The 21,675-nt window shown below is 47.0% G+C and carries 22 protein-coding genes; 7 read left to right on the top strand and 15 right to left on the bottom strand.

Features of this window, described 5'->3' with window-relative positions:
- Positions 1 to 8: 8 nt before the first annotated feature.
- Positions 9 to 971, bottom strand: coding sequence for a tRNA-modifying protein YgfZ (ygfZ, locus tag DYH48_RS17105; protein ID WP_115335437.1), 963 nt, complete (start codon positions 969 to 971; stop codon positions 9 to 11).
- Positions 972 to 1,124: 153 nt separating this feature from the next.
- Positions 1,125 to 2,354 (bottom strand): phosphoglycerate dehydrogenase, encoded by a 1,230-nt coding sequence (gene serA, locus DYH48_RS17100; RefSeq protein ID WP_011847705.1) that lies wholly within the window; start codon positions 2,352 to 2,354, stop codon positions 1,125 to 1,127.
- A 154-nt stretch (positions 2,355 to 2,508) separates the two neighbouring features.
- On the opposite strand from serA, the gene DYH48_RS17095 reads away from it, so the two are divergent.
- Positions 2,509 to 3,117, top strand: a complete 609-nt coding sequence (locus DYH48_RS17095) for a DUF2238 domain-containing protein (RefSeq protein WP_006085994.1) — start codon at positions 2,509 to 2,511, stop codon at positions 3,115 to 3,117.
- A 386-nt stretch (positions 3,118 to 3,503) separates the two neighbouring features.
- The gene (locus DYH48_RS17090) at positions 3,504 to 4,169 is read left to right on the top strand and encodes a helix-turn-helix transcriptional regulator (protein WP_006082976.1); all 666 of its coding nucleotides are present in this window, start codon (positions 3,504 to 3,506) and stop codon (positions 4,167 to 4,169) included.
- Between the two features lie 188 nt (positions 4,170 to 4,357).
- Here DYH48_RS17090 and DYH48_RS17085 read toward each other — a convergent pair whose 3' ends face one another.
- The 3 genes from DYH48_RS17085 to DYH48_RS17075 all read right to left on the bottom strand — a co-directional run bounded on the left by DYH48_RS17085 (position 4,358) and on the right by DYH48_RS17075 (position 7,371).
- Entirely contained in the window at positions 4,358 to 5,848 is a 1,491-nt protein-coding gene (locus DYH48_RS17085) for a curlin (protein WP_115335436.1), read from the bottom strand.
- A gap of 14 nt (positions 5,849 to 5,862) precedes the next feature.
- The gene (locus tag DYH48_RS17080) at positions 5,863 to 6,282 is read right to left on the bottom strand and encodes a curlin (RefSeq protein ID WP_006082974.1); all 420 of its coding nucleotides are present in this window, start codon (positions 6,280 to 6,282) and stop codon (positions 5,863 to 5,865) included.
- Positions 6,283 to 6,858: 576 nt separating this feature from the next.
- Complete coding sequence (locus DYH48_RS17075; RefSeq protein WP_006085991.1) at positions 6,859 to 7,371, bottom strand: hypothetical protein; 513 nt, start codon at positions 7,369 to 7,371, stop codon at positions 6,859 to 6,861.
- 231 nt (positions 7,372 to 7,602) lie between these two features.
- Between DYH48_RS17075 and DYH48_RS23985 the strand changes: the two genes are divergently transcribed.
- Positions 7,603 to 7,806, top strand: coding sequence for a hypothetical protein (locus tag DYH48_RS23985; RefSeq protein ID WP_115335435.1), 204 nt, complete (start codon positions 7,603 to 7,605; stop codon positions 7,804 to 7,806).
- 257 nt (positions 7,807 to 8,063) lie between these two features.
- Here DYH48_RS23985 and panC read toward each other — a convergent pair whose 3' ends face one another.
- The 7 genes from panC to sfsA all read right to left on the bottom strand — a co-directional run bounded on the left by panC (position 8,064) and on the right by sfsA (position 14,226).
- Positions 8,064 to 8,909 (bottom strand): pantoate--beta-alanine ligase, encoded by an 846-nt coding sequence (gene panC, locus DYH48_RS17065; protein WP_115335434.1) that lies wholly within the window; start codon positions 8,907 to 8,909, stop codon positions 8,064 to 8,066.
- A gap of 27 nt (positions 8,910 to 8,936) precedes the next feature.
- Positions 8,937 to 9,731: a 3-methyl-2-oxobutanoate hydroxymethyltransferase gene (gene panB, locus DYH48_RS17060; RefSeq protein WP_006082971.1), complete on the bottom strand. Its 795-nt coding sequence runs from the start codon at positions 9,729 to 9,731 to the stop codon at positions 8,937 to 8,939.
- 56 nt (positions 9,732 to 9,787) lie between these two features.
- Entirely contained in the window at positions 9,788 to 10,276 is a 489-nt protein-coding gene (gene folK, locus DYH48_RS17055) for a 2-amino-4-hydroxy-6-hydroxymethyldihydropteridine diphosphokinase (RefSeq protein WP_115335433.1), read from the bottom strand.
- A complete protein-coding gene (locus DYH48_RS17050) occupies positions 10,276 to 11,817 on the bottom strand; it encodes a polynucleotide adenylyltransferase PcnB (RefSeq protein WP_172481205.1) in 1,542 nt (513 codons plus the stop codon). The genes folK and DYH48_RS17050 overlap by 1 nt, the downstream gene beginning before the upstream one ends.
- 19 nt (positions 11,818 to 11,836) lie before the next feature.
- A complete protein-coding gene (gluQRS, locus tag DYH48_RS17045; RefSeq protein WP_115335432.1) occupies positions 11,837 to 12,751 on the bottom strand; it encodes a tRNA glutamyl-Q(34) synthetase GluQRS in 915 nt (304 codons plus the stop codon).
- Between the two features lie 163 nt (positions 12,752 to 12,914).
- Positions 12,915 to 13,358 carry an RNA polymerase-binding protein DksA gene (gene dksA / locus DYH48_RS17040; RefSeq protein WP_006082967.1) on the bottom strand — a complete coding sequence of 148 codons (444 nt, stop codon included), beginning with the start codon at positions 13,356 to 13,358 and terminating at the stop codon, positions 12,915 to 12,917.
- Positions 13,359 to 13,521: 163 nt separating this feature from the next.
- Positions 13,522 to 14,226 carry a DNA/RNA nuclease SfsA gene (gene sfsA, locus DYH48_RS17035; protein WP_006085987.1) on the bottom strand — a complete coding sequence of 235 codons (705 nt, stop codon included), beginning with the start codon at positions 14,224 to 14,226 and terminating at the stop codon, positions 13,522 to 13,524.
- A 177-nt stretch (positions 14,227 to 14,403) separates the two neighbouring features.
- Here sfsA and pepB point away from each other — a divergent pair, with 177 nt between their 5' ends.
- Together pepB and DYH48_RS17025 are read left to right on the top strand one after the other, a co-directional pair.
- On the top strand, positions 14,404 to 15,696 hold the full coding sequence (pepB, locus tag DYH48_RS17030) for an aminopeptidase PepB (protein WP_115335431.1): 1,293 nt from the start codon (positions 14,404 to 14,406) through the stop codon (positions 15,694 to 15,696).
- 189 nt (positions 15,697 to 15,885) lie between these two features.
- A complete protein-coding gene (locus DYH48_RS17025; protein WP_071940078.1) occupies positions 15,886 to 16,395 on the top strand; it encodes a GNAT family N-acetyltransferase in 510 nt (169 codons plus the stop codon).
- A 617-nt stretch (positions 16,396 to 17,012) separates the two neighbouring features.
- Here DYH48_RS17025 and DYH48_RS17020 read toward each other — a convergent pair.
- The 3 genes from DYH48_RS17020 to DYH48_RS17010 form a co-directional block, all read right to left on the bottom strand.
- The gene (locus DYH48_RS17020; RefSeq protein WP_006082963.1) at positions 17,013 to 17,900 is read right to left on the bottom strand and encodes a phosphoribulokinase; all 888 of its coding nucleotides are present in this window, start codon (positions 17,898 to 17,900) and stop codon (positions 17,013 to 17,015) included.
- A gap of 90 nt (positions 17,901 to 17,990) precedes the next feature.
- Positions 17,991 to 18,236 carry a YheU family protein gene (locus DYH48_RS17015; RefSeq protein WP_006085983.1) on the bottom strand — a complete coding sequence of 82 codons (246 nt, stop codon included), beginning with the start codon at positions 18,234 to 18,236 and terminating at the stop codon, positions 17,991 to 17,993.
- The gene (locus tag DYH48_RS17010; RefSeq protein ID WP_115335430.1) at positions 18,220 to 19,263 is read right to left on the bottom strand and encodes a hydrolase; all 1,044 of its coding nucleotides are present in this window, start codon (positions 19,261 to 19,263) and stop codon (positions 18,220 to 18,222) included. Before DYH48_RS17010 ends, DYH48_RS17015 begins: the two co-directional genes overlap by 17 nt.
- A gap of 188 nt (positions 19,264 to 19,451) precedes the next feature.
- Here DYH48_RS17010 and DYH48_RS17005 point away from each other — a divergent pair, with 188 nt between their 5' ends.
- Entirely contained in the window at positions 19,452 to 19,958 is a 507-nt protein-coding gene (locus tag DYH48_RS17005; protein ID WP_006082960.1) for a hypothetical protein, read from the top strand.
- Between the two features lie 69 nt (positions 19,959 to 20,027).
- Positions 20,028 to 21,623, top strand: a complete 1,596-nt coding sequence (locus tag DYH48_RS17000) for a GMC family oxidoreductase (protein WP_115335429.1) — start codon at positions 20,028 to 20,030, stop codon at positions 21,621 to 21,623.
- Positions 21,624 to 21,675 lie beyond the last annotated feature (52 nt).

Here is a 21,675-nt window from a genome sequence, read left to right as displayed (position 1 = left end):
TCAAAGCCTTATGCTTCGTCTAATGAGTAGGGCAGGGCTTGAATGGTTAAGCTTGATTGCTTATCGTCAGCAAAACGCAGTTTAGTATCGTTGCTGGTATCGTTGGCAAGCACCGCAGTTAACAACACTTGGTTGCCACGTTGTACAAACTCAATAATATGGCCGCCACGGCGGAAGCCATCTTCCATCGCGATTTCAAGGCCTGACTCTGGGCTGATTTGCAGGTTAGTATGACCATGCAAAATATACAGGGCGCGTTTATTGCCGCCACGATATTTCATCCGCGCTATGGTTTCTTGTCCCATGTAACAGCCCTTGTTGAAGCTGATACCGTTAACCGCTTGTAGATTGCACATCTGCGGTACGTATTGGCTGGCATGGCTGGCGGCAAGGTTGGGATAACCCGCGGTAATTTCTAACGCTTGCCAAGCACTGGCATCAAATACGCTCAGCTTTGATTTGGCCACTAAAGCTGCAGCAGCTTCTGGGGTTAACATTAAAATGAAACGGTCAGCGTCTTTTAAAATCGCGCCATGTTCAATTGGCGTGAATTTTTGATGAATGTCGCCAAAATGTTCGCTCACGAACTGGCTTGCTTGTTCACCGGCGACCCCGAGCAAAGTCCATTCAGCGGATGCATTGCTTAAGGTGGCTTTGCTAAACACGGCATATTTTTGTAACTGGGGTAAATCGACTTCGATGGCATCCTTTGGCATCAGCATAAAGAGCGCATCTTGGATGGCAAAGGTCCTGAAACTGGCCAGCATTTTACCTTTTGGATCGCAATGTGCACCCCAGCGCCATTGGTTATCGGCTAATGAGCTGATGTCAGTGGTCACTTGGCCATGGATGAAACTGCGGCCTTGTTCTCCAACCACTTTAATAAGGCCCATATGAGATAAGTTGGCAAGCATGAGTGGAGGCAAAGAAGCGTCCAGATCCCAATGGGGCGTAGAAACTGAAATAGTCATAGCGAGATCCTGAAAATGAAGGCGATGTGAGAGGCTAGATTGTAACGGAATTCCTGTTGGCTCAAAAGCATAAGGCGCACATATCTGTGAATGATATGTGCGCCTCAGTCTGTGTACTTTAGCCGAAACGCTTAATGCGATTCGGCTTAACTCTTAAAACAGCACGCGGGTACGCAGTGTGCCTTCAATTGCCTTTAACTCAACTAAGGCTTCTTCGGCTTGGTGAGTGTCGACTTCCATGACCACATAACCAATCTCAGCGGTAGTTTGCAGATATTGCGCGGCAATGTTGATGCCTTTTTCCGAGAAGGCTTGGTTGATCTTGATCAGCACGCCAGGACGGTTTTGGTGAATATGCAGTAAGCGTGAGGTGCCTTTATGCATAGGTAGCGATACTTCAGGGAAGTTAACTGCAGATACGGTCGAGCCGTTGTCTGAGTATTTAGCGAGCTTGCCCGCGACTTCGATACCAATGTTTTCTTGGGCTTCTGCAGTACTCCCACCCACATGCGGTGTCAGTAATACGTTATCAAGACCTCGAAGTGGGCTGATAAATTCATCGTCATTAGATTGCGGCTCAACTGGGAACACATCAATCGCCGCGCCAGCGAGGTGACGTTCTTTCAAGGCGACCGTTAAGGCCTCGATATCAACCACAGTACCGCGTGAGGCGTTGATAAAGATGCTGCCCTTTTTCATCGCCGCAAATTCAGCTGCGCCTATCATGTCTTTGGTTTGTGGGGTTTCTGGTACGTGTAAGCTCACTACGTCAGCTTGCGCCAGTAACTGTTCCATTGAATGAATTTGCTGTGCATTACCCAGTGGCAATTTGTCTTCGATATCGAAGAACACCACGCGCATGCCCAGCGTCTCAGCCAGAATGCCAAGCTGAGTACCGATATGACCGTAACCGATTACGCCTAAGGTTTTACCGCGCACTTCGTAGCTGCCTGCGGCGGTTTTCATCCAGCCACCACGGTGGGCGATGGCGTTACGCTCAGGGATACCGCGCATCAGCATAATGATTTCGCCAATCACGAGTTCGGCAACACTGCGAGTGTTGGAGAATGGCGCGTTAAATACTGGGATACCAAGGGATTCGGCGGTGGCAAGATCAACTTGATTGGTTCCGATACAGAAGCAACCGACCGCGATCAACTTCTCGGCGCGTTTTAGCACCTCGGCAGTTAATTGGGTACGTGAACGAAGTCCCACGAAATGTGCATCTTTGATGGATTCAATTAATGCTTCATTGCCTAATGAGGCTTTGTGGTATTCGATGTTGGTGTATCCCGCACGCTCAAGTACATCGACCGCAGATTGGTGGACGCCTTCCAACAGCAGGATCTTGATCTTATCCTTGTCCAGCGAATGTTTCGCCATGATATGGGTACCCTCTAATTAATAGAAATGTTTCTTATGATATGCTGACAACCTTCACCCACCAAAATAGCACTTTTTTTACTCAGTGTGGAGGGCTAGATGGCTAAAGTTAATATTCTAAATTAAGAACAATATCGCATAAGAGGAAGAAACATTGAATAACAAAATCGCGTGGTGTGCTATTTACCTCTTAGTGCTCGTGTGGTCGGTGATAAATCCCGCAGATCCTTTCACTTGGTGGCTCGAAGCGGTTCCCGCATTAGTGGCTGTGCCACTGCTATTTTTTACCCGCAAACGCTTCCCATTAACGCCGCTGGTGTATGTTTTAGTGTTAGCCCATTGCTGTGTGTTGTTTGTCGGCGCGCATTACACCTACGCCGAAGTGCCATTATTCGACACTATTGCCCATTGGATGGGCTCAGAACGTAATAATTACGACAAGTTAGGTCATTTTGCTCAAGGCTTTATCCCTGCCATGTTAGCGCGTGAAATTATGCTGCGTAATCAAGCGGTCAAACCCGGTGCTTGGTGTGCTTTTTTAGTCACGTGTTTTGTGCTCGCGTTTTCGGCGTTTTATGAACTCATCGAATGGTGGGTTGCCGTGGCAACAGGTGAAGGTGCCGAAGCCTTTTTGGGTACCCAAGGCTATGTATGGGACACTCAATCAGACATGTTGATGGCATTAATTGGCGCGGTTGTCGCACTCGTTTTATTGTCTCGTTTTCAAGATAAACAAATAGCGGCACTTAAACTCAGGAGCTAGTGGCAGTGAGCTGCTGATTGTTTCTACTCGAATCATTAGTTCATCCTTCCATAAAACATTTGGCGTGAGTGTGATGGCATTTAGCTGTCACACTATGGTGTTAGTTTTTTGTTGCAACTTTGGGGGTGATGTCTTCATAGTTTGAAAGTACTAGGTTTCGTGAGTCGGTTAAGCTCAATAGTATTTTCTACTGTTATTCCAATTGTCTTCGGTCAGTTAGTCGAACTTACTAGGATTAAAGAGGGAATAGTACATTTGGGTGATGTTTTTCAGTCTTTAACTAGTCAGAATCAACTAGGTTAATGGAATGTTTAAAAATCAAACTAAAGAGGCTGGTCAAACATACCATTTTGCTAATAGATAATACTTTTCAGGGAGGAGAGTCATTGAGCACAATTAATGAGTTAGTTTTTTTACACCAAATGGCGGCGCCATGTCATTTAGCGTTACTCGCTGAATCCATAGGTTTGAAAACTCGCGTCGTTAAACATGCGGCGGAATTGGATTTAGATAAAAGTCGTCGAAGTTTCTATTTGATCACCCAAAAAGGCTCTGCACTCGATAACAAGGGAATACCTTTACTGGCTTCGCGCTTAGTATCACATTTCCCCGTGGCGCTGTACCAAGTCGAGCGAGACTCTTTAGATCAAGAGTCGGCTATGTTACTCGGTATTCGTGGCCTGTTGTTTGCCGATCAACGTTTGGATTTGATGTTGACGGGTTTACGTAAAATGGTGGCAGAGGAGCTGTGGTACGATAGAACACTACTGAGTAAGGTGTTCCGTCGGGTAGTACAAAAGCTCGATGGCAATAATGAGATGCCCTCCGATTCAGTGGCTATGCTGCAGATGCTGACATCCCGTGAGCGCACTATTATTCAATTTGTGTCGAGTGGCGCAAGGAATAAAGAAATCGCCCACCGATTGTGCATCAGCGAACATACGGTGAAGGCACACATTTCCTCTATCTTCCGTAAAACCCAGTCCCGTAATCGTGTTGAATTGTTGCGTTGGGCGCAAACCTATCAGACCCACTTTGAGTTATGCAGCTAGTCAGTAAAAGGTTTTTGTAATGAGTCTTTTGTCGTTACTGTTGATTTTTTTTATGATTATTAGCTCATTTGGTGATTCATCAATATAAATAAAGCGGGAATGTTTAAATAAACATTCCCGCTTTATTTTTGATTGCCGTTTAAATGTCACAGCTAAAGAATTTAACTGTGACGACTTAACTGCACTCGTTAGTATTGTACTACAGTAGCAACGTTCATATTGCCTGATTGATTAACGCTGATGCTGTTGTTATTGCCAGCTTGAGAACCTAATACTAAGTTGTCATTACCCGTTTGAGTGATCAACAGGCTGTTATTATCACCGCTAACTGCGAATGAGCTACTTGCGTCACCACCGACCCAGTTACCGTTACCTGATTGAGCAATTTGTGCAGTGTTTTCATCACCTTCGATAATCAAATCGATAAGGTTAAGATCACCATCTTGCAGTGCCGTGACATCGGCATTATTGTTGCCAGCAATGGAAATGACGGCTTCGTTTTGAGCGCCATCTTGCTCAACATCAACTTCGTTATCGCTACCCACTGCATCGACATAGGCAAAGTTGATATCGCCTTCTTGGCTCACTTCAATGCTGTTGTCTTCACCTGATGCGAAGGCAACGATTTCGTTGTTATCGCCTTTAGAAGATAAATCGAAGTCGTTATCTGTGCCGTATGCGCCAAAGGTCGCGAAGTTAGCATCGCCTTTTTGTTTCAAGTCAACATCGTTGCTATCGCCCCATACTTGGAACTCTGCACCGTTGACATCGCCTTTTTGGGTGATAGTAATATCGTTATCATTACCTTGGATATCGGCCACTAAAGTATCACCGATAGTGTTGCCGCTGCCATTTTGGGTAATATCGACAGTGTTGTCATTACCCGTAGTCATAGCAAGATAAGCCGTGTTGCCGTTACCTTTTTGATCCATTGAAATATCGTTGTCGCTGCCTGCAAGTGCGTAAACGAAACCAACATGGTTATCACCCTTTTGGACCATGTCTACTGTGTTGTTGTCGCCTGCAATACCTTTAGCCGCGCCAAAGTTATTGTTACCCGCTTGATTAACAGAAACGTCGTTGTTGTTCCCTACGTTAGCGGTTAAGTCGAGAGCGATTAAACCCGCTTGGTTGTTGTCACCCACTTGGGTTATTTTCCCATCGTTGTTGCTGCCTTCAACGCGGAATACTGCAAAGTTAGCATCGCCTTCTTGCTCAACAAATACGCTGTTTTCAGCGCCAGTGATTTCAACTTGGCTTTCGTTGACTTCGCCTAATTGGTTAATGATTACCGTGTTATCGTTGCCAGTAACATCATTGCTGCTTTGGTTAAAGAAACCGTCTTGCGACACATTGACATTGTTGTTGTCACCTACAACATTTGCGCTTGCCACATGCCAGTCAACTTGTTGCGTTATTTGGACTTTGTTATCAACACCCGTCGAATTAATCGCGGCTTCATGCCACACACCGTCTTGGATAACGGTTGCGGTTTGATCTGTGCCCGTTTGCACAACCGCTGCAGCGTTAATGACACCCGTTTGTGAGACTAACGTGTCTTGGGCTTGACCCGCTTGCAATACGCTAATCTCGCTTACAGTACTGGCGGCAAAAGCTTGACCGCTTAAACCCGTTGCAATGGCTAAAGCAATAAGTGATTTTTTAGCTTGTGATTTCATGTGACGCTCCCTGTTTAATATTGAGTTATTGAGATTGCAGCACCGTCTGCAATCTGTTGAATCGAAAAATTGCCGCTTCCTAGTTGGTTCAGTTGCACTAGATTGTTGTTGCCAATTTGTGTCACTGAAGCCGTATTGCGACTGCCGACCTGCAGTAGTTGCACCTCATTGTTTGAACCAATCTGCGTGATTAGCGCATCGTTATCATTGCCCACTTGTGTCACATCGGCCTTGTTATCGTTGCCTGATTGGAACAGTAATCCTTGGTTAGCATTGCCTTGTTGCACCAGTTCGATAAGGTTATCGCGACCGGAACGTTCCATTAATGCCTGCAGGGTTACGGGTAACTCATTGACATTCAGCTCTTGTGCTGAGGTCATACAACTACAGAGCAAGATCAGCGGTACCAAAAAGCGTATAGAGGTATTTGGCACGGGTGACTCCTTGCATCAAATATCTTGGGGTGTCTAAAACAACAGACACTCCAAATTCAGCCCTGAAGATACGAGTCCCGTTAATATGCCGCAATTGGCCAAAAGGGTATTTATTACACAAAGGATTCACAGTAGATAAATGATGGATTTATTGTCATCCAATTGATTCAGTTATGTTTATCTGTTTTTTAGAGAGTATTTTTTTAGGTAGAGTAGTCTAGTTGGTCTAGTAGTTAAGTCGTACTCGTTGCTAAGTTATTCTTCAGTTTTTAAACAATGCTGCAACAAAATCAAGCAATGCATCGACTGTCACGTGATATTTTTCGGGGAAACAAATTATAGAAAATATGGTGGGAATACTGGTGTGTGGATTGACTCAATTCAAGGGCTATTTAGCGGTATTACAGCGTGTTCAAAGGCGAACTAGGAGGTTTTATCTACAGCAGTCCTTAAAGAGGATGAAGAGTCAATGAGCGGTTTGATGAGTAGAAAAATTCGACCATAGTGGTCGAATTCCTTGGTGAATGAGTGGCAAGCTGAGCATTAACCTTTTATATGAGATCAGTGTTTTTCTGGTTATTTTGATTCTTCAGGGGATACCTCAGTACTGATTTGGCTTTTACGATCTTTCAGTTGCTGCATCGCACTGTTATTGCTCACGGTTAACGCATTGAAGCGAGTATTGATATCGTCCATTTCGTTAATGTATTCAGGATCGCTTTTCTCTTTATTCTGCCAGTAACGCTTACGTTCTAGTTTTTGTAATTCACTGGCGCGCAGGATTTCAAAATAGCTGTTCTCCTGTTTAAGTCGATAGATCTCGCCATCGAGTAATTGCAATAATTTCTCTTTAGAAATGGTTTGGCGATTCAGTAGCGCTTGCAGGGGATCGACTGGAATGTCCCTTTTATCTGAGTCGACTTCTGTGGTGATCCCCAGCTGATATTCGATTTTATGTTGGCTAAATTCCTGCGGGCAAGCGGTTTGGCTAAAGACAATTTTGTCATCTTTACGGCATTTATAAATGGTATTTGCCTGTACTGCACTAGGCAACATAACACAAATTAGGGTGAGTATCAGTCTTGCCATTAGGCCACAAATCCTTTGTACACTAGCATAGCGATTATGATTTAGTTATTTGATTACAATTGATAAAAAGTCAGCTTATACCAATCACATTAAATATCTAATCAGTTCAGAGCCTCACAGGCATCTCAATCCAAGGCGCATTGACGCAGAAATGGTTATTCCCTTTTAAGTCAATGCAACACCGGAGTGGGGTGCCTGTGTGGCTCCCGAAGGGCGGCTGATGTTCACTACATGGCAACGCGCTTAATACTGCGTTTAAGGCTTTCGACAGAGCACCACTATGCCTTCAAGCCTTCGCCTTGTCTAAAGCGCGTTGAACTCCCGCTGAATGAACAGATATTTAATACGATTGGTATTAATGCTCGCGTTATTAAGTCTGTTCAACCAGTGATTTATGTCTCGTCCTGGTGGGACGCTGGGTTCTTGAGCCATTAAACCTAAGGCATTAAAGTATTAGCCATATATCAGTAAAGGGGCAAATTTACTGCGTTTATTGTTGCGGTCAGCTTTTTACTTAGCGTTAACATCTGCATCATACTATGGCGTAAGTTTAGGGATAAAACCAGTTTTTTGACGATTCAATTTTTTGGCGCTAGGGTTGATTCTAAACAAGAAAATTGAGGATGCTAGGGAGATTGAAAACATAAAAAAAGGAGCGAGCGCTCCTTTTTATTGATTGATAACGCTAAGTGTTAGCGATCGAACCTTAAGTTATCGATAAGCCGCGCTTTGCCTATATAGGCCGCGGCTAAAATCACTAAGGTTTGATCTTGATTTTGGGCTTGTTCAAGCGTGTGAGCGTGGCGAATTTCGAGGTAATCCGGCGTAAAACCTGCTGCGACTAAACTGGCTTTTGCTTGCTCAGTTACTTGCTCAAAGCTCTCACCCTGCTTGATCCCTGCGGCCATGGCATCTATGGCTTGTTTTAGTGCAGGCGCTGCGGCTTTTTCTGCGGCAGTGAGGTAACCATTGCGTGAACTCATGGCTAAACCTGAGTCCTCACGTATGGTATCTACACCGATAATTTCAATCGGTAATGACAAGTCTTCAACCATAGTTTTGATCGCGAATAGCTGTTGATAGTCTTTATTACCGAATAGCGCCACATCGGGCTGTACTATGTTAAACAGTTTACAAACGATAGTCGCAACGCCACGGAAATGCCCCGGACGGCTAGCACCACAAAGCACGTCGGAAATCCCTGGGACTTCGACATAGGTTTGTTGCTCTAGACCCTTGGGATACATCACGGCTGGCGTTGGGGTGAATAATAGCTCAGCGCCAGCGGCCGTGAGGGCTTCGCTGTCGGCAGCGAGTGTGCGTGGGTAAGCATCCAGATCTTCGTTCTGACCAAATTGCATTGGATTAACGAAAATAGAGGCCACCACATGGTCGCACTTGCTCGCGGCTTCTTTGACTAAAGTAATGTGTCCCTGATGGAGATTACCCATGGTAGGCACAAAGGCGACAGTTTCGCCCTTGGCACGCCATGCACGCACTTGGGTGCGAATATCATCAATATGGGCGCTAGTGATCATTGAGCCTTACCTTGCATAAATCGGTTATTAGTTAAAAGTGTGTTCTTCGCCAGGGAATGTTCCTTGGGCAACTTCGTCGATATAAGCACGCACGGCAGAACGAATTTCACCGGTTTGTTTTAGGTAGTTTTTCGAGAAACGTGGAATATAACCACTTGAAATACCTAACACATCATGCATAACCAAAATTTGGCCATCGGTCGATGCGCCCGCGCCAATCCCAATAACCGGAATCGTTAAGGCTTGAGTGATCGCCGCTGCGAGTGGCGCAGGAATGCATTCCACAACCAATAGTTGAGCACCGGCTGCTTCTAATGCTTTTGCTTCGTCGAGGATGCGTTGGGCATTTTCGGCGTCGCGGCCTTGCACTTTAAAACCACCAAACACATGGACTGACTGAGGCGTTAAGCCTAAATGAGCACACACGGGAATACCGCGTTCGGTTAGCTTAGTGACCGTTTCGAGTAACCAGTGGCCACCTTCGACTTTGACCATGTTCGCGCCAGCCTGCATCAACTCAGTGGCGTTAACCATAGCTTGTTCTGGTGTGGCGTAACTCATAAAGGGCATATCGGCGATCAGCAGGGCACGTTCGATACCGCGACGGACACAGCGAGTATGGTAAGCGATATCCGCCGTAGAGACGGGTAGGGTATCGTCATGGCCTTGGAGAACCATTCCTAGAGAATCGCCGACGAGCAGCACATCTACACCTTCGCTATCGAACGCGCTGGCAAAACTGGCATCATAGGCTGTCAGTGCCGTGAATTTTCTACCTTCCTGTTTGTATTTCAACAGGGTTGAGCTAGTAATTTTAGACATATGGATGATCTTCAAACCAAATAGAAGTGGTGTTATAAGCTAACTGGGGACGGACTTCAATGATCAATGCCCAGTTGTTGTAACTCGGCCAACATTTTTGTATCGATAAGACTGCCGATTGCAGTGTTGCACGGCAGAATAAGATTCGGTGCGATTGCGGCTAAAGGCACGAGCACAAAGCTGCGCTCTTTCATGCCGTAGTGGGGCACTTGGAGTCTGGGAATGTCAATGTTCTCATTGCCATACAAGAGTAAATCGAGATCTAAGGTTCTGGGTCCCCAACGCTCAAGGCGCACTCGACCTTGGGTGTTTTCGATATGCTGCAATGCATCGAGTAAGGCTAATGGCTCAAGATCAGTATCGAAACTGACCACCGCATTAACATAATCGGGTTGCACGACATCGCCCATAGGCGTCGAATGATAATAAGGAGAAACCAGTAGACTATTGCCTAAGGCTAATGCGGACAATGCCGTGACGGCATTGTCCAATTGCGCCTTGGGATCGTCGAGATTCGCGCCTAATGCGACGTAGACGCGAGGCATTATTCCGCCGCTTTCGCTTTTGGCGTGCCACTTGTTTTAGGTGCGCTCGTCGCAGCTGAACCATCGGCATTCGGCGCGCGAGGACGGCGACGACGTTGAGTGGCATTACGGTTGCGATTTGGCGATTTACTGCCGCTACGCGCAATGGCTAAGCGTTCCGTTTCATCGGCTTCAACAAACTGTTGCCACCAAGCGGCACTCTTAGCGACATTACCTGCTTCGACTTCGCCCCTGAGCAATAGCAAATCGTATGCGGCTCTAAACTTAGGGTGTTCCATTAGTTTAAAGGCACGAGTACCTTGGCTACGGTCAAAGCGTAACTGTAACTGCCAAATGTCTTTTGCTGGCGTACTAAAACGGCGTGGAATGCTAATGGTTTGACATTGCTGCTCCATCACATCGCCCATAGCAGCAAAGAAGGCATCGTATAACGTCAGGCCACTTTCAACGGCAATATCTTCGGCGCGTTGACGCAGTGGATACCAGAGAAGCGAAGCATAGAAGAATGAAGGCGTCACCGGCTTATCTTCGTTAACTCTTTGATCTGTGCTCTTCATGATGGCTTGCACCATTTTCATGGTCGTGCCTTTAGGATCATCTTTTAGCAGAGCGGCCACTTGCGGAAACAGCGGCGCAAATAGCTTGTATTCTTGCATCAGTTCGAAGTTGGCTAAGGCTTTGCCTGCAAAGAAGAGTTTCAGCACTTCTTCGTACATACGCGCAGCAGGAATATCTTTTAGCAGTGGCGCTAATTGTTTAATCGGCGCCGCAGTGACGGTTTCGATACCCATGTTGAGTTTAGTGGCGAAACGCACCGCCCTTAACATACGTACGGGATCTTCACGGTAACGGGTTTCTGGATCGCCAATGAGTCTCAGCGTGCCCGCTTTAAGATCTGTCATACCGCCGCCGTAGCTGCGGATCGAGTAATCGCTGATATCGTAATAGAGGGCATTGACGGTAAAGTCGCGGCGCTCAGCATCTTCGTCGATTTCGCCATAGACGTTATCACGTAGCAAACGCCCTTCGGCATTGGCTTTGGAAACTTTCTCATTGCTTTCGCCATGGTGACCACGAAAGGTCGCCACTTCGATAACATCGCGGCCGAAAACGATATGCGCCAGACGGAAACGACGACCGACGACTCGGCAGTTGCGGAATAGTTTTTTGATTTCTTCCGGTGTCGCATTGGTCACTACGTCGAAATCTTTCGGTTCAATCCCTAAGAGTAAATCGCGTACACCGCCGCCGACTAAATAGGCCTTAAAACCTGATTTATTCAGTCTGTATAATACCTTAAGGGCATTTTCGCTGATTTGTTTGCGCGAGATGGTATGGGCATCTCTCGGCACTAACTCTAAGCTTAACGCACCGGAACTTTGTTCAGGTGTTGTTGGTTCAATCTGAGCTTGAGTCGGAGCGGTCGTTTTAGGCGCGTCTTCAAATAGCTGTTTGCAGAATTGGCTGATACGGCGAAAAATGGGACACCTCGAAATATGATCTGTTATTTGATTAAAAATCTGGCGGCTATCATATACCAAATGCAGCCTAATGAGTATATCAGGGCTCGATCAGTATCTCAGATTGTTGCGGTATAGTGGATAATTGAAACTGATCCACGGCTTGAACGAGCATTTGTGCCACAGAACCTTGGATCTCAACAGGTTGTTGGCCTAAAAATGCCAGCGCCGCATTGAGGCTTGCCTGTGGATTAAGCGTATCAATCGCCTGCGCATGATTCTGTTTGGAAAGTTTAAATCCCTGACTTAAACAGGCGAGTGGCAAGTGCAACCATTGCGGTGCCGCCAAGCCAAAGTTTTGATACAAACTCAGTTGGCGACAACTGGCTTCGATTAAGTCACAACCTCGAACCACTTCAGTGATGCCTTGATAAGCATCGTCGAGCACCACGGCCAGTTGATAGGCGTACAGGCCATCGCTGCGTTTGATGATGAAATCCTCGGCGGCAAAATGGCTATCGACGCAAATATGCCCCATGAGGTTATCGTTAAATTGCTGCACTTGCGCGGTATTAACTATCCGCACCGCCCCAGACTTAACCACATTTGCAGCTTGGGTTTGTGGCAAGCTGTGACAGCGGCCATCGTAGACGCCGCCCATGGCTTGAATTTGCTTGCGACTACATTGGCAGAAATAGGCTTTATTTTCGGCGAGAAGCGAATCAATTTGTGCTTGATAGGCAGCAGTGCGCTGGCTCTGATACAGAGGCACATCATCCCACTCAAATCCATAGGCTTCTAAGGTGCGCAAGATATCATCGGCGGCGCCTTTGACTTCCCGTGGAGGATCGATGTCTTCAATGCGAATTAACCATTTACCCTGTTGCGAACGCGCACGCAGATAACTGCCAAGGGCGGCGATAAGCGAGCCAAAGTGCAAGGCACCCGAAGGCGAAGGCGCAAAACGTCCGACATAGGGGCGATAAATTGAAGTTGGGGAGGATAAAGTCGCCATATTACTGAGTTAGCAGCTAGTGTCAGTCAAAGTGGGCGTATTTTAGAGGGATACAAAGATAAAAGCGAATCGGGGTAAATTGGAGTGAGCTTGGCTTCAACTCTAAGAGTCAAGGTGTTGTTAGAAACAAATAGGCGGGGAAATCCCCGCCCAGTATGCTTGATTAACCAGCCATTTGTTTCTCTTTGATCTCTGCAAGCGTTTTACAGTCGATACATTGATCGGCTGTTGGACGCGCTTCGAGACGGCGGATGCCGATTTCGATACCGCAAGAATCACAGAAGCCGAAATCGTCTTCTTCAATTTTTTGCAGTGTTTTTTCGATTTTTTTGATCAGCTTACGTTCTCTATCGCGAGCACGAAGTTCGAGGCTGAACTCTTCTTCTTGTGCTGCACGGTCAACAGGATCGGGAAAGTTTGCGGCTTCGTCCTGCATGTGGCTAAGAGTACGGTCGACCTCTTCACGCAACTGATTGCGCCAAGCTTCAAGAATTGTCTTGAAGTGACCCAGTTGCTTAGCGTTCATATACTCCTCACCCGGTTTTTCCTGGTAAGGATTTACACCTGCGATAGCGAGTACGCCAAGTTTTTTGGTGCCTTCAGGCATAACGCATCTCCTGTAATCATTTGCGTTTGTAGGGCGTCCTTAAGAACGGCCGCTATCTATAGCAGAATCTTCACATCGAGGCAAACTTTTCATTCTGCTTTGATTGAATTTTTTGACTATGTTCGCTAATTCAAATGAAATCAAATTTAACTCAGCCTTAACATCATACTCGGACAACACAGGCTTGGGCTAGGTGAATCTCAGTCGGGGACATTTCGCAGCGATAGGCAAGGACTTCAACTCCAGCTAACACTGCTTTTTTCAGTAACTTAGCATATTCAGGGTCGATATGTGCTGCGGGGGCAACACTGAATATGTCACTGTGCTGCACCACAAACAGCAATACGGCTCTGTGGCCTTGACTGACCATGTGCATCAATTCACGTAAATGTTTTTGACCTCGTAGGCTCACCGCATCAGGAAAATAACCTTGGCCATCCTCAAGCAAAGTACAACTTTTGACTTCTATATAACAGGCGGGTTTTTGAGCACCCTGTAGCAGGATGTCGATGCGGCTATTTTCATCACCATATTTAACTTCACGGCTTAGGCTGTCATAACCTGTGAGCTCCTTGATGATACCTTTATTGATGGCTTCTTCGGCTAAGGTGTTCGCTTGACCCGAGTGGATACCGATTAGGCCAGCATCTGGCGTGGTCATCAGTTCCCATGTATGGGCGTACTTACGTTTAGGGTTATCAGAGGTAGAAAACCATACGGTTTCACCGGGATACAAGCAATTACGCATAGAACCTGTATTGGGGCAATGCAGAGTGATCTCACTGCCGTCGCTTAGCTGCACATCGGCCAGAAAACGTTTATAGCGGCGCAGTAAAATGCCCTGTTGTAGTGGCGGAGTAAATTCCATCGGTAGACCTATATCGGCTGTTCTAGGCCGCAAAGCCTAGCAAATTTCGCAAATGTTTACAGATTTTACCTGAGTAACTTTAGCCAATCGCTTTGCGTCATCGCCTGCTAGCAGTAAACTGCCGCCATAAAGTTTGTTCTGATTGTTCTAAAACGAATCGAAAAATAAGGATCCCTAATGAGTGAACTAAAAGTAACTGAATTAATGAAAGTGCAATTAACCAAAGAAGCGCCGGCCGCCCACTGGGGCAAAGCCGATGTGACTTATACCGCCGACGGTGCGCAAATTCATTTAGCGGGTGGCGATGAGCTGCGTCAAATTCAAATGGCGGCCCGTAAACTGCGCAGCCAAGGTATTAGCAGTGTGATGTTAGCTGGGCAGCTTTGGGATCTCAATAGTCAGTGGGTGTTTGCCCAAGGTTTCGCGACGGCAAAACCAGGTTATCAAATCCATTGGTGTGGTGATGAAGCTGTACAAGCTGAATTGCAACGTCGACTCGATGTGGCAACCTTTGCCCGTCAACTGATCAACGATACGCCTGAAAACCTATCGCCAGTGAAGCTTGCCCAACAAGCGGCGAAATGGTTGGCTGAAATCGGTGGCGATAAGGTGAGCTATCGGATTATCGAAGGCGAAGCGCTGCTCGAAGAACAGTGGATTGGTATCCATGCAGTGGGCCGCGGCAGTGAGCGTCCACCGGCAATGTTAGCGTTAGACTTCAACCCATTAGCCGCCGATGCACCCGTGTCTGTGGCGCTTGTGGGTAAAGGGATTACCTTTGATTCTGGCGGTTACAGCATCAAAGCCTCTGAAGGCATGTTAGGCATGAAATGCGACATGGGCGGCGCGGCGACTGTGACTGCAGCGCTTGGTTTAGCAATTAAATCTGGCCTAAACAAACGGGTTAAACTCTTCTTATGTTGCGCTGAAAACTTGATCAGCGGCCGCGCCTATAAGTTAGGTGATATTCTGACCTACAAAAATGGTATAACAGTTGAAGTGGTGAACACAGATGCGGAAGGGCGCTTAGTGTTGGCAGATGGTCTGCAAGCCGCTTCTGCGACAGGCGCTCCTTTTATTATCGATGCAGCGACCCTTACAGGCGCCGCTGTGATGGCAGTGGGTTCTAACTACAACGCGATTTTCTCGCCACAGACTGATGTGTTGCAACTGGCCCAGCAAAAAGCCACGAGTGTTGCCGAGCGTGTATGGCCGTTGCCATTGGATCCTTGGCACAAAGAAATGTGTCCATCTGCCTATGCTGACACAGCCAACAGCCGCGCAATGAAAGGCGGCGGTGCAGGTGGTGCTTCTAATGCGGCTGGTTTCCTATGGCGCTTTGTTTCACCAGAAGCTAAATGGTTGCACGTTGATTTAGCGGGCGCCTTTGAAGATTCAGCTTCTGCCATGTGGGGCGCGGGTGCAACGACCCACGGCGTATTGACCATTAGTGAATTGATCAAAGGCTAAGCCTAGATTTAAGTCTAGCGCTAAGACTCAGTTAGATAAGTCTGCGCAGATCCATTAAGGTTCTGCTGACTGGATTAAAACCGCCTACGGGCGGTTTTTTATTGGGTGAAATACTAGGCCGATAGTTTACTTGGTGTTTCAGCGGCTTCATGGCATGTTATGGCTGAGCGTTTTTAATCGGGAAACATTATGATAACTATACGAAAAGCAACGAAAGCAGATGCTCAGGCCTGCTGGGATATCCGCAATGCTGCTATCAATAAAGGCTGCGCCGGATTTTATGATGCGGGCGATCTGATTATTTGGACCGAAGGCGAACTGACTGAGCAATTTAGTCGTATCGTCGATGCGCATTTTTATGTGGCAGAACAATCCAATGACGAGCCGCCGCTTAAGAGAGTGGTCGGTATGGTTATGTTGGATGAACCCTACGCACAGTTAGAAGCGCTGTTTGTCTCCCCCGATACTATGGGGCTTGGGGTCGGTAAAGTGCTACTGCAATTTATTGAAACCATGGCTTTTAATCAAGGTATTGCCCAGCTGAGGTTAGAATCGACTTTGAATGCGGTGGATTTCTATCGCCACTGCGGTTTTGGTGGTGAAGGTTTAGAAGAGGAATCCATCTACTGCTCGCCCAGAGGCATAGCCTTAGAGTGCATGGTGATGTACAAGAATCTCGTACGTAGAAAATCAGTTTAAAATTCAGGCTGGATCAAGCACAGGTATGGAGTTAACTGTTTGTTAAGTGGTTGTTGGTAAACTTAAGGTGATCAATAGATCAAGTATTGGTGTGGAATTAACTCTGAAGACTTAAAGCTTAAGATGAGGTTGCTGACATACTCAAAGAAATCAACAGATCAAGCATGAATGCGGAAGTAACGCTGAAGACTTAAAGGTTGCTGACATATTCAAGGAAATCAACAGATCAAGTATGGATGTGGAATTAACTCTGAAAACTTAGAATTTAAGATAAGGTTGCGGACATACTTAAGGTAATCAACAGATCAAGCACGGATATGGAATTAACTTTGAAGACTTAACGTTACGTTAAAAGGTTGCTGACATACTCAAGGAAATCAACAGATCAAGCATGGATGTGGAATTAACTGTTCATAAGAGGTTGCTGACATACTCAAGGAAATCAACAGATCAAGATGGGGGAATTAACTCCCAAGAGTATGCCAACTATCGTTCTTTCGCCTGAAATCCCGATGCCGACAAGATTAGCGCTAATGGCTTAAATCAAACTTAATCTATTGCAAAAAAAGACTTTATTTCCTTAGCCTTTAGTCAAACCCGCCCCAATCCGCTAGGGTTTAGTTCGCTTCTGGAGTATTGAGTTGCTGGCGTTTTTCCATCAAATCTTTAATCAAAGGCGTGAGGATAAGCTCCATGGCTAGCGACATTTTACCGCCGGGCACCACTAAGGTGTTAACCCGTGACATAAATGATCCTTGGATCATATTAAGGTAATAGGGAAAATCGACATTATTGATGCCGCGAAAGCGGATCACCACAAAGCTCTCGTCTAGGCTCGGAATATCTTTGGCGCTAAAGGGGTTAGAGGTATCGACCGTTGGCACCCGCTGAAAGTTAATGTGAGTGCGGGAGAACTGTGGCGTCATGTGCTTAATATAGTCATCCATACTGCGCACAATCGAGCCCATGACTTTTTCACGGCTGTGGCCGCGCTCCGAAGTGTCACGGATAATTTTTTGGATCCACTCTAAGTTGACTATGGGCACCATGCCGATCAATAGATCGACATGCTGGGCGACATTGGCATCACCGGTAACCACGCCGCCATGCAGGCCTTCGTAGTAAAGCATGTCGGTATTTTCTGGCAAGGGTCGCCATTGGGTAAAAGTGCCGGGCATCTGGTTAAAAGGCACGGCCTCATCGAAGGTGTGTAAATAGCTGCGGGTTTCGCCTTGGCCTGTGGCGCTGTAATCTCGAAAGCATTGTTCCAAGCGGGCAAAGTTATTGGCCTCTGGACCAAAATAACTGAGGTTGCGGTTTTCAGCTTGGGATTTACGGATCATCACTTCCATTTCAGCGCGGGTAAAATGATGAAAGCTGTCGCCTTCGACAAAGGCGGCGTTAATCCCTAGTTGGCGAAAAATATGGCTAAAGGCGGTGGTCGTCGTAGTGGTTCCCGCGCCTGATGAGCCTGTAACTGCAATAATGGGATGTTTTGCTGACATTTTTTCTACCTAGCTAGGAACCAAAAGAGCCGCTTATGGGGAAGCGATAAAAACGCGAGTACTATTTATACGGTACAGAGGTAGGACTGGTCAATCTTGCTGCTGTGCTATTTGATCTGCCGAGCGTATCGCGAAGGACTCATCGTCCTCACTGTACTCTAATTTCAGCTTACCTTGTTTAAGTGCTTGTTGACATTGGACTATCGCCTGAGCCAGTTCCTGTTCATCGAGACTGGCAAAGCTGCCATCCTCCACTTGACCGAAGAGATATTCGCGGATCAAATTGGCGAGCGTTTCCTTCGGGAGTTGTAATAGGGTTTCATATGGAATGAGCATCGGTGCTTCCTTGGAGAATATTGCCGCTGGTGATGGGGTCTACGCTAAGTGGGTCAACACTTTGATCGCCGAGTAAAAAGTGTAAAATCCGTCGCTCAAGATAGAAGCGCGGTTTCCAAGGTGTACCGCCTTCGATAAAGCCAACATGACCGCCATAGGGATGCAGTTCGTATTCTACATAACCCGATAATTGGTTTGGCTGGGGGATCACTTCATCGGTCATAAAGGGATCGTCCTTGGCATGGATGATAAGCGTCGGTTTAGTAATGCGGCTGACAAAGGGTAAACCACTGGCACGCGTATAGTAATCGTCGACGCCGTCAAAGCCGTGCAATGGCGCTGTGACTTTATCGTCAAAATCATAGAAGGTATTTAAACGGTCGACCTGCAACTGGCTCAGCGGCATAGAGATGGCTAAGTCGGGATCGTTCAGCTTATGGCTGATTTTTTGCTGCAACTGTTTGATTAAATAGCTTTGATATACCTTCGAAAAACCATTTTCTAAACGTTTTGCGCAGGCGGACAATTGCAGCGGCGCCGAGACAACCACTGCGCGGGCTAATAAACTGTCATCCTGATATTCGCCCTGATACTTAGTCAGCACATTGCCGCCTAAGCTGTAACCTACGGCGAATAATGGCGATTGCGGATACGCGCTTTTCAGTGTCGATAGACTAAACTGTAAATCGTCCGTGTCACCACTGTGATAACTGCGCGCGAGGCGATTGGCCTCACCCGAGCAACTTCTGTGATGGTGCACGACGGCTGCGAGTTGCTGTTCTTTACAGGCTTGCAGTATCCGCCGCGCATAATGGGACTGAGCACTTCCTTCTAAGCCGTGGATGATCACCACTATCGGTTTGCCAGACTGCGGAAAATCCTGCCAATCTAAATCGACAAAATCGCCATCGGGCAACTCTAAGCGCTGCCGCTGTAATGCTGGTTTGGCCACCTTAGTGAATACGGGTAAAATCGTTTGTACATGGGGACTCTTGGCCCACCAAGGCGGCATAAAGGAATTTGGCATGGGTGTTTATCTTGGTATCGGCTATTGCTGAAAATTAAAACGTGTGTTTAATTTATATCCAAGCGACTTCAAAATGCTGAAATTCTTATTTTGAGGTCGCTTGGATATAAACGCGTGGGCAGTGTAGCACAATTGTTTTTTATGCTGATATTTAGGCCGACATTTAGATTGATATTTAGGAGATAGAGATGAAGCGACGAACCTTTTTGATGGGCGCGTTTGCCGGTACGGCGGCGTTAGCCTTAGGAGTCAATCTTTATTCTCCTGAGTTTAGTTTGCCCGAGGACAGCGAAGGCAAAGATTATCGTTTGTTGTTTAGCGTGCTTTTACCTGTGATGCTCGACGGCGCTTTGCCCGATGTGGCAACTCACAAGCTCGCGGCGCAAAATCGCACTTTAGATGCCATCAAACAGTCAATTTCTGTGCTACCCGAGGAGCAGCAAACCGAGTTATTTGAACTGCTCGATATGCTCGAAAATCGCCTCGGCTTACTCGTACTGACCTCAAGCATGACACCGTTATTGATGCGCTCTCCCGCCGAGTTAACTGAAATGCTAGAAACCTGGCGCCACAGTTATTTTGCGCTGTTACAAACCGCTTATCTCGGGTTGCGGGAATTAGTGATGGCCAGTTATTACGCTTGCCCTGAACATTGGAGCCGCCTGCATTATGCCAAACCTGAACTGTTCAAATAGCTCGCCCGTTTGTAACCGAATAAAACGTCCAATAATAAGCATCTTACCCGCGACAGTGGAGCACTCAAGTTGGCAGTCATAGATCCCATAGTGAATGGTTTAAACTCAGGTTGGTTACATACCGACGCGAGCCAATTGCAAGAAAACCAACAGTTTGAAGCCGATGTGATTATTGTCGGCACGGGTGCTGGTGGCGGTGTGGCGGCCGAAATCCTCACCCAAGCAGGGCTAAGCGTGATCATGATTGAGGCGGGGCCGCTAAAATCCTCCAGCGATTTTAATATGGAAGAGCGGGTCGCTTATCCCAACTTGTATCAACAAGCCGCTGCGATGAAAACCGCCGACAAGGCGATTGGGATTTTTCAAGGCCGCGCAGTCGGTGGCTCAACCACAGTTAACTGGACCACTTCTATTCGCACGCCGACCGAGGCGTTAGCTTTTTGGGCGCAACATAAGTCGGTTGCAGGGCTTAATCGCGAGAGCTTAGACCCTTGGTTTGAGCAAATGGAGCAGCGGCTCAATATCCATGAATGGAACTATGAGCCTAACCGTAATAATGCCGCCCTGAAGCAAGGTTGTATCAATCTTGGCTGGGAATACACAGTCATTAAACGCAATGTGGCGGGTTGCTGGAATACCGGCTATTGCGGCATGGGTTGTCCGGTTAATGCGAAGCAATCTATGTTAGTCACCACGATTCCCTCGGCACTTGAGAAAGGCGCGCAACTGATCAGCCGCGCTAAAGTGACTAAGATTGAGCACCATAATGGCCAAGTGTTTGCGTTAAAAGCGCAGGCGTTGGATGTGAATTTACGACCCACTGACGTTGAGCTGTTATTTAAGGCTAAACATTATATTTTGAGTGCGGGCGCTATCCATACGCCGACGATTTTGATGCGCTCGCAGGTGCCAGATCCCCACAAACTTTTGGGTAAACGCACTTTTTTACATCCGACTTTGTTATCCGGCGGCGTGTTTGCCGATTCGATAAACGGCCATAGTGGCGCGCCGCAATCTATCTATTCCGATGAGTTTGTGTGGAAGAATGACGCCGATGGGGAGCTCGGTTATAAACTCGAAGTGCCACCAGTGCATCCGATTTTAATCGCCTCTAAAACCTTAGGTTATGGCGCGAGTCATGCCGAGTTAATGGCGCAGTTCAATCAGTTGCAAGTGACGATTGCCTTAATCCGCGATGGTTATCATCCCGACAGTCAGGGCGGTGAAGTACACTTAACCCCTAAGGGATTTACCCTAGATTATCCGCTGACCGATGCCTTTTGGCGGGCCGCGAGACGCGCTTTTGCTAGTATGGCGGAGTTACAATTCTCGGCGGGCGCATTAAAAGTGTTGCCGATCAGCGATGGTATGCCTTACTTATCTTCGTGGAAGGACGCCAAAGAGAGCATTGCGCAGATGTCACTCGCGCCACTGCGTACTATCGTCGCATCGGCCCATGTGATGGGCGGTTGTCCCTTCGGCGAAGATGAAAAGCTTTCTATGGTCAACAGTTATGGCCAGTCGCACTATTTAGAAAATCTGTCTGTAATGGATGGGTCTATCTTCCCTACCAGCCTTGGCGCTAACCCGCAGCTGTCGATTTATGGCATCACAGCGCGTAATGCCACCGCACTTGCGCAAAAGCTCACCGAGGGCAAAGGGTGATTTTTTATTCTAGCCAATGATTCTGTTGCAGAGGGCTCAGCTGCAGAAATGT

Source organism: Shewanella baltica (assembly GCF_900456975.1).
In the GTDB taxonomy this organism is placed as follows: Bacteria; Pseudomonadota; Gammaproteobacteria; order Enterobacterales; family Shewanellaceae; genus Shewanella; species Shewanella baltica.
Note: the sequence above shows the minus strand (reverse complement) of the source record. Positions and strands in the feature narration are given on the sequence as shown.

Coding starts and splice junctions, on each gene's coding strand:
- ygfZ (WP_115335437.1), bottom strand. CDS start 971: ATGACTATTTCAGTTTCTACGCCCCATTGGGATCTGGACGCTTCTTTG.
- serA (WP_011847705.1), bottom strand. CDS start 2,354: ATGGCGAAACATTCGCTGGACAAGGATAAGATCAAGATCCTGCTGTTG.
- DYH48_RS17085 (WP_115335436.1), bottom strand. CDS start 5,848: ATGAAATCACAAGCTAAAAAATCACTTATTGCTTTAGCCATTGCAACG.
- DYH48_RS17075 (WP_006085991.1), bottom strand. CDS start 7,371: ATGGCAAGACTGATACTCACCCTAATTTGTGTTATGTTGCCTAGTGCA.
- DYH48_RS23985 (WP_115335435.1), top strand. CDS start 7,603: ATGGCAACGCGCTTAATACTGCGTTTAAGGCTTTCGACAGAGCACCAC.
- panC (WP_115335434.1), bottom strand. CDS start 8,909: ATGATCACTAGCGCCCATATTGATGATATTCGCACCCAAGTGCGTGCA.
- panB (WP_006082971.1), bottom strand. CDS start 9,731: ATGTCTAAAATTACTAGCTCAACCCTGTTGAAATACAAACAGGAAGGT.
- folK (WP_115335433.1), bottom strand. CDS start 10,276: ATGCCTCGCGTCTACGTCGCATTAGGCGCGAATCTCGACGATCCCAAG.
- gluQRS (WP_115335432.1), bottom strand. CDS start 12,751: ATGGCGACTTTATCCTCCCCAACTTCAATTTATCGCCCCTATGTCGGA.
- dksA (WP_006082967.1), bottom strand. CDS start 13,358: ATGCCTGAAGGCACCAAAAAACTTGGCGTACTCGCTATCGCAGGTGTA.
- sfsA (WP_006085987.1), bottom strand. CDS start 14,226: ATGGAATTTACTCCGCCACTACAACAGGGCATTTTACTGCGCCGCTAT.
- pepB (WP_115335431.1), top strand. CDS start 14,404: ATGAGTGAACTAAAAGTAACTGAATTAATGAAAGTGCAATTAACCAAA.
- DYH48_RS17025 (WP_071940078.1), top strand. CDS start 15,886: ATGATAACTATACGAAAAGCAACGAAAGCAGATGCTCAGGCCTGCTGG.
- DYH48_RS17020 (WP_006082963.1), bottom strand. CDS start 17,900: ATGTCAGCAAAACATCCCATTATTGCAGTTACAGGCTCATCAGGCGCG.
- DYH48_RS17015 (WP_006085983.1), bottom strand. CDS start 18,236: ATGCTCATTCCATATGAAACCCTATTACAACTCCCGAAGGAAACGCTC.
- DYH48_RS17010 (WP_115335430.1), bottom strand. CDS start 19,263: ATGCCAAATTCCTTTATGCCGCCTTGGTGGGCCAAGAGTCCCCATGTA.
- DYH48_RS17005 (WP_006082960.1), top strand. CDS start 19,452: ATGAAGCGACGAACCTTTTTGATGGGCGCGTTTGCCGGTACGGCGGCG.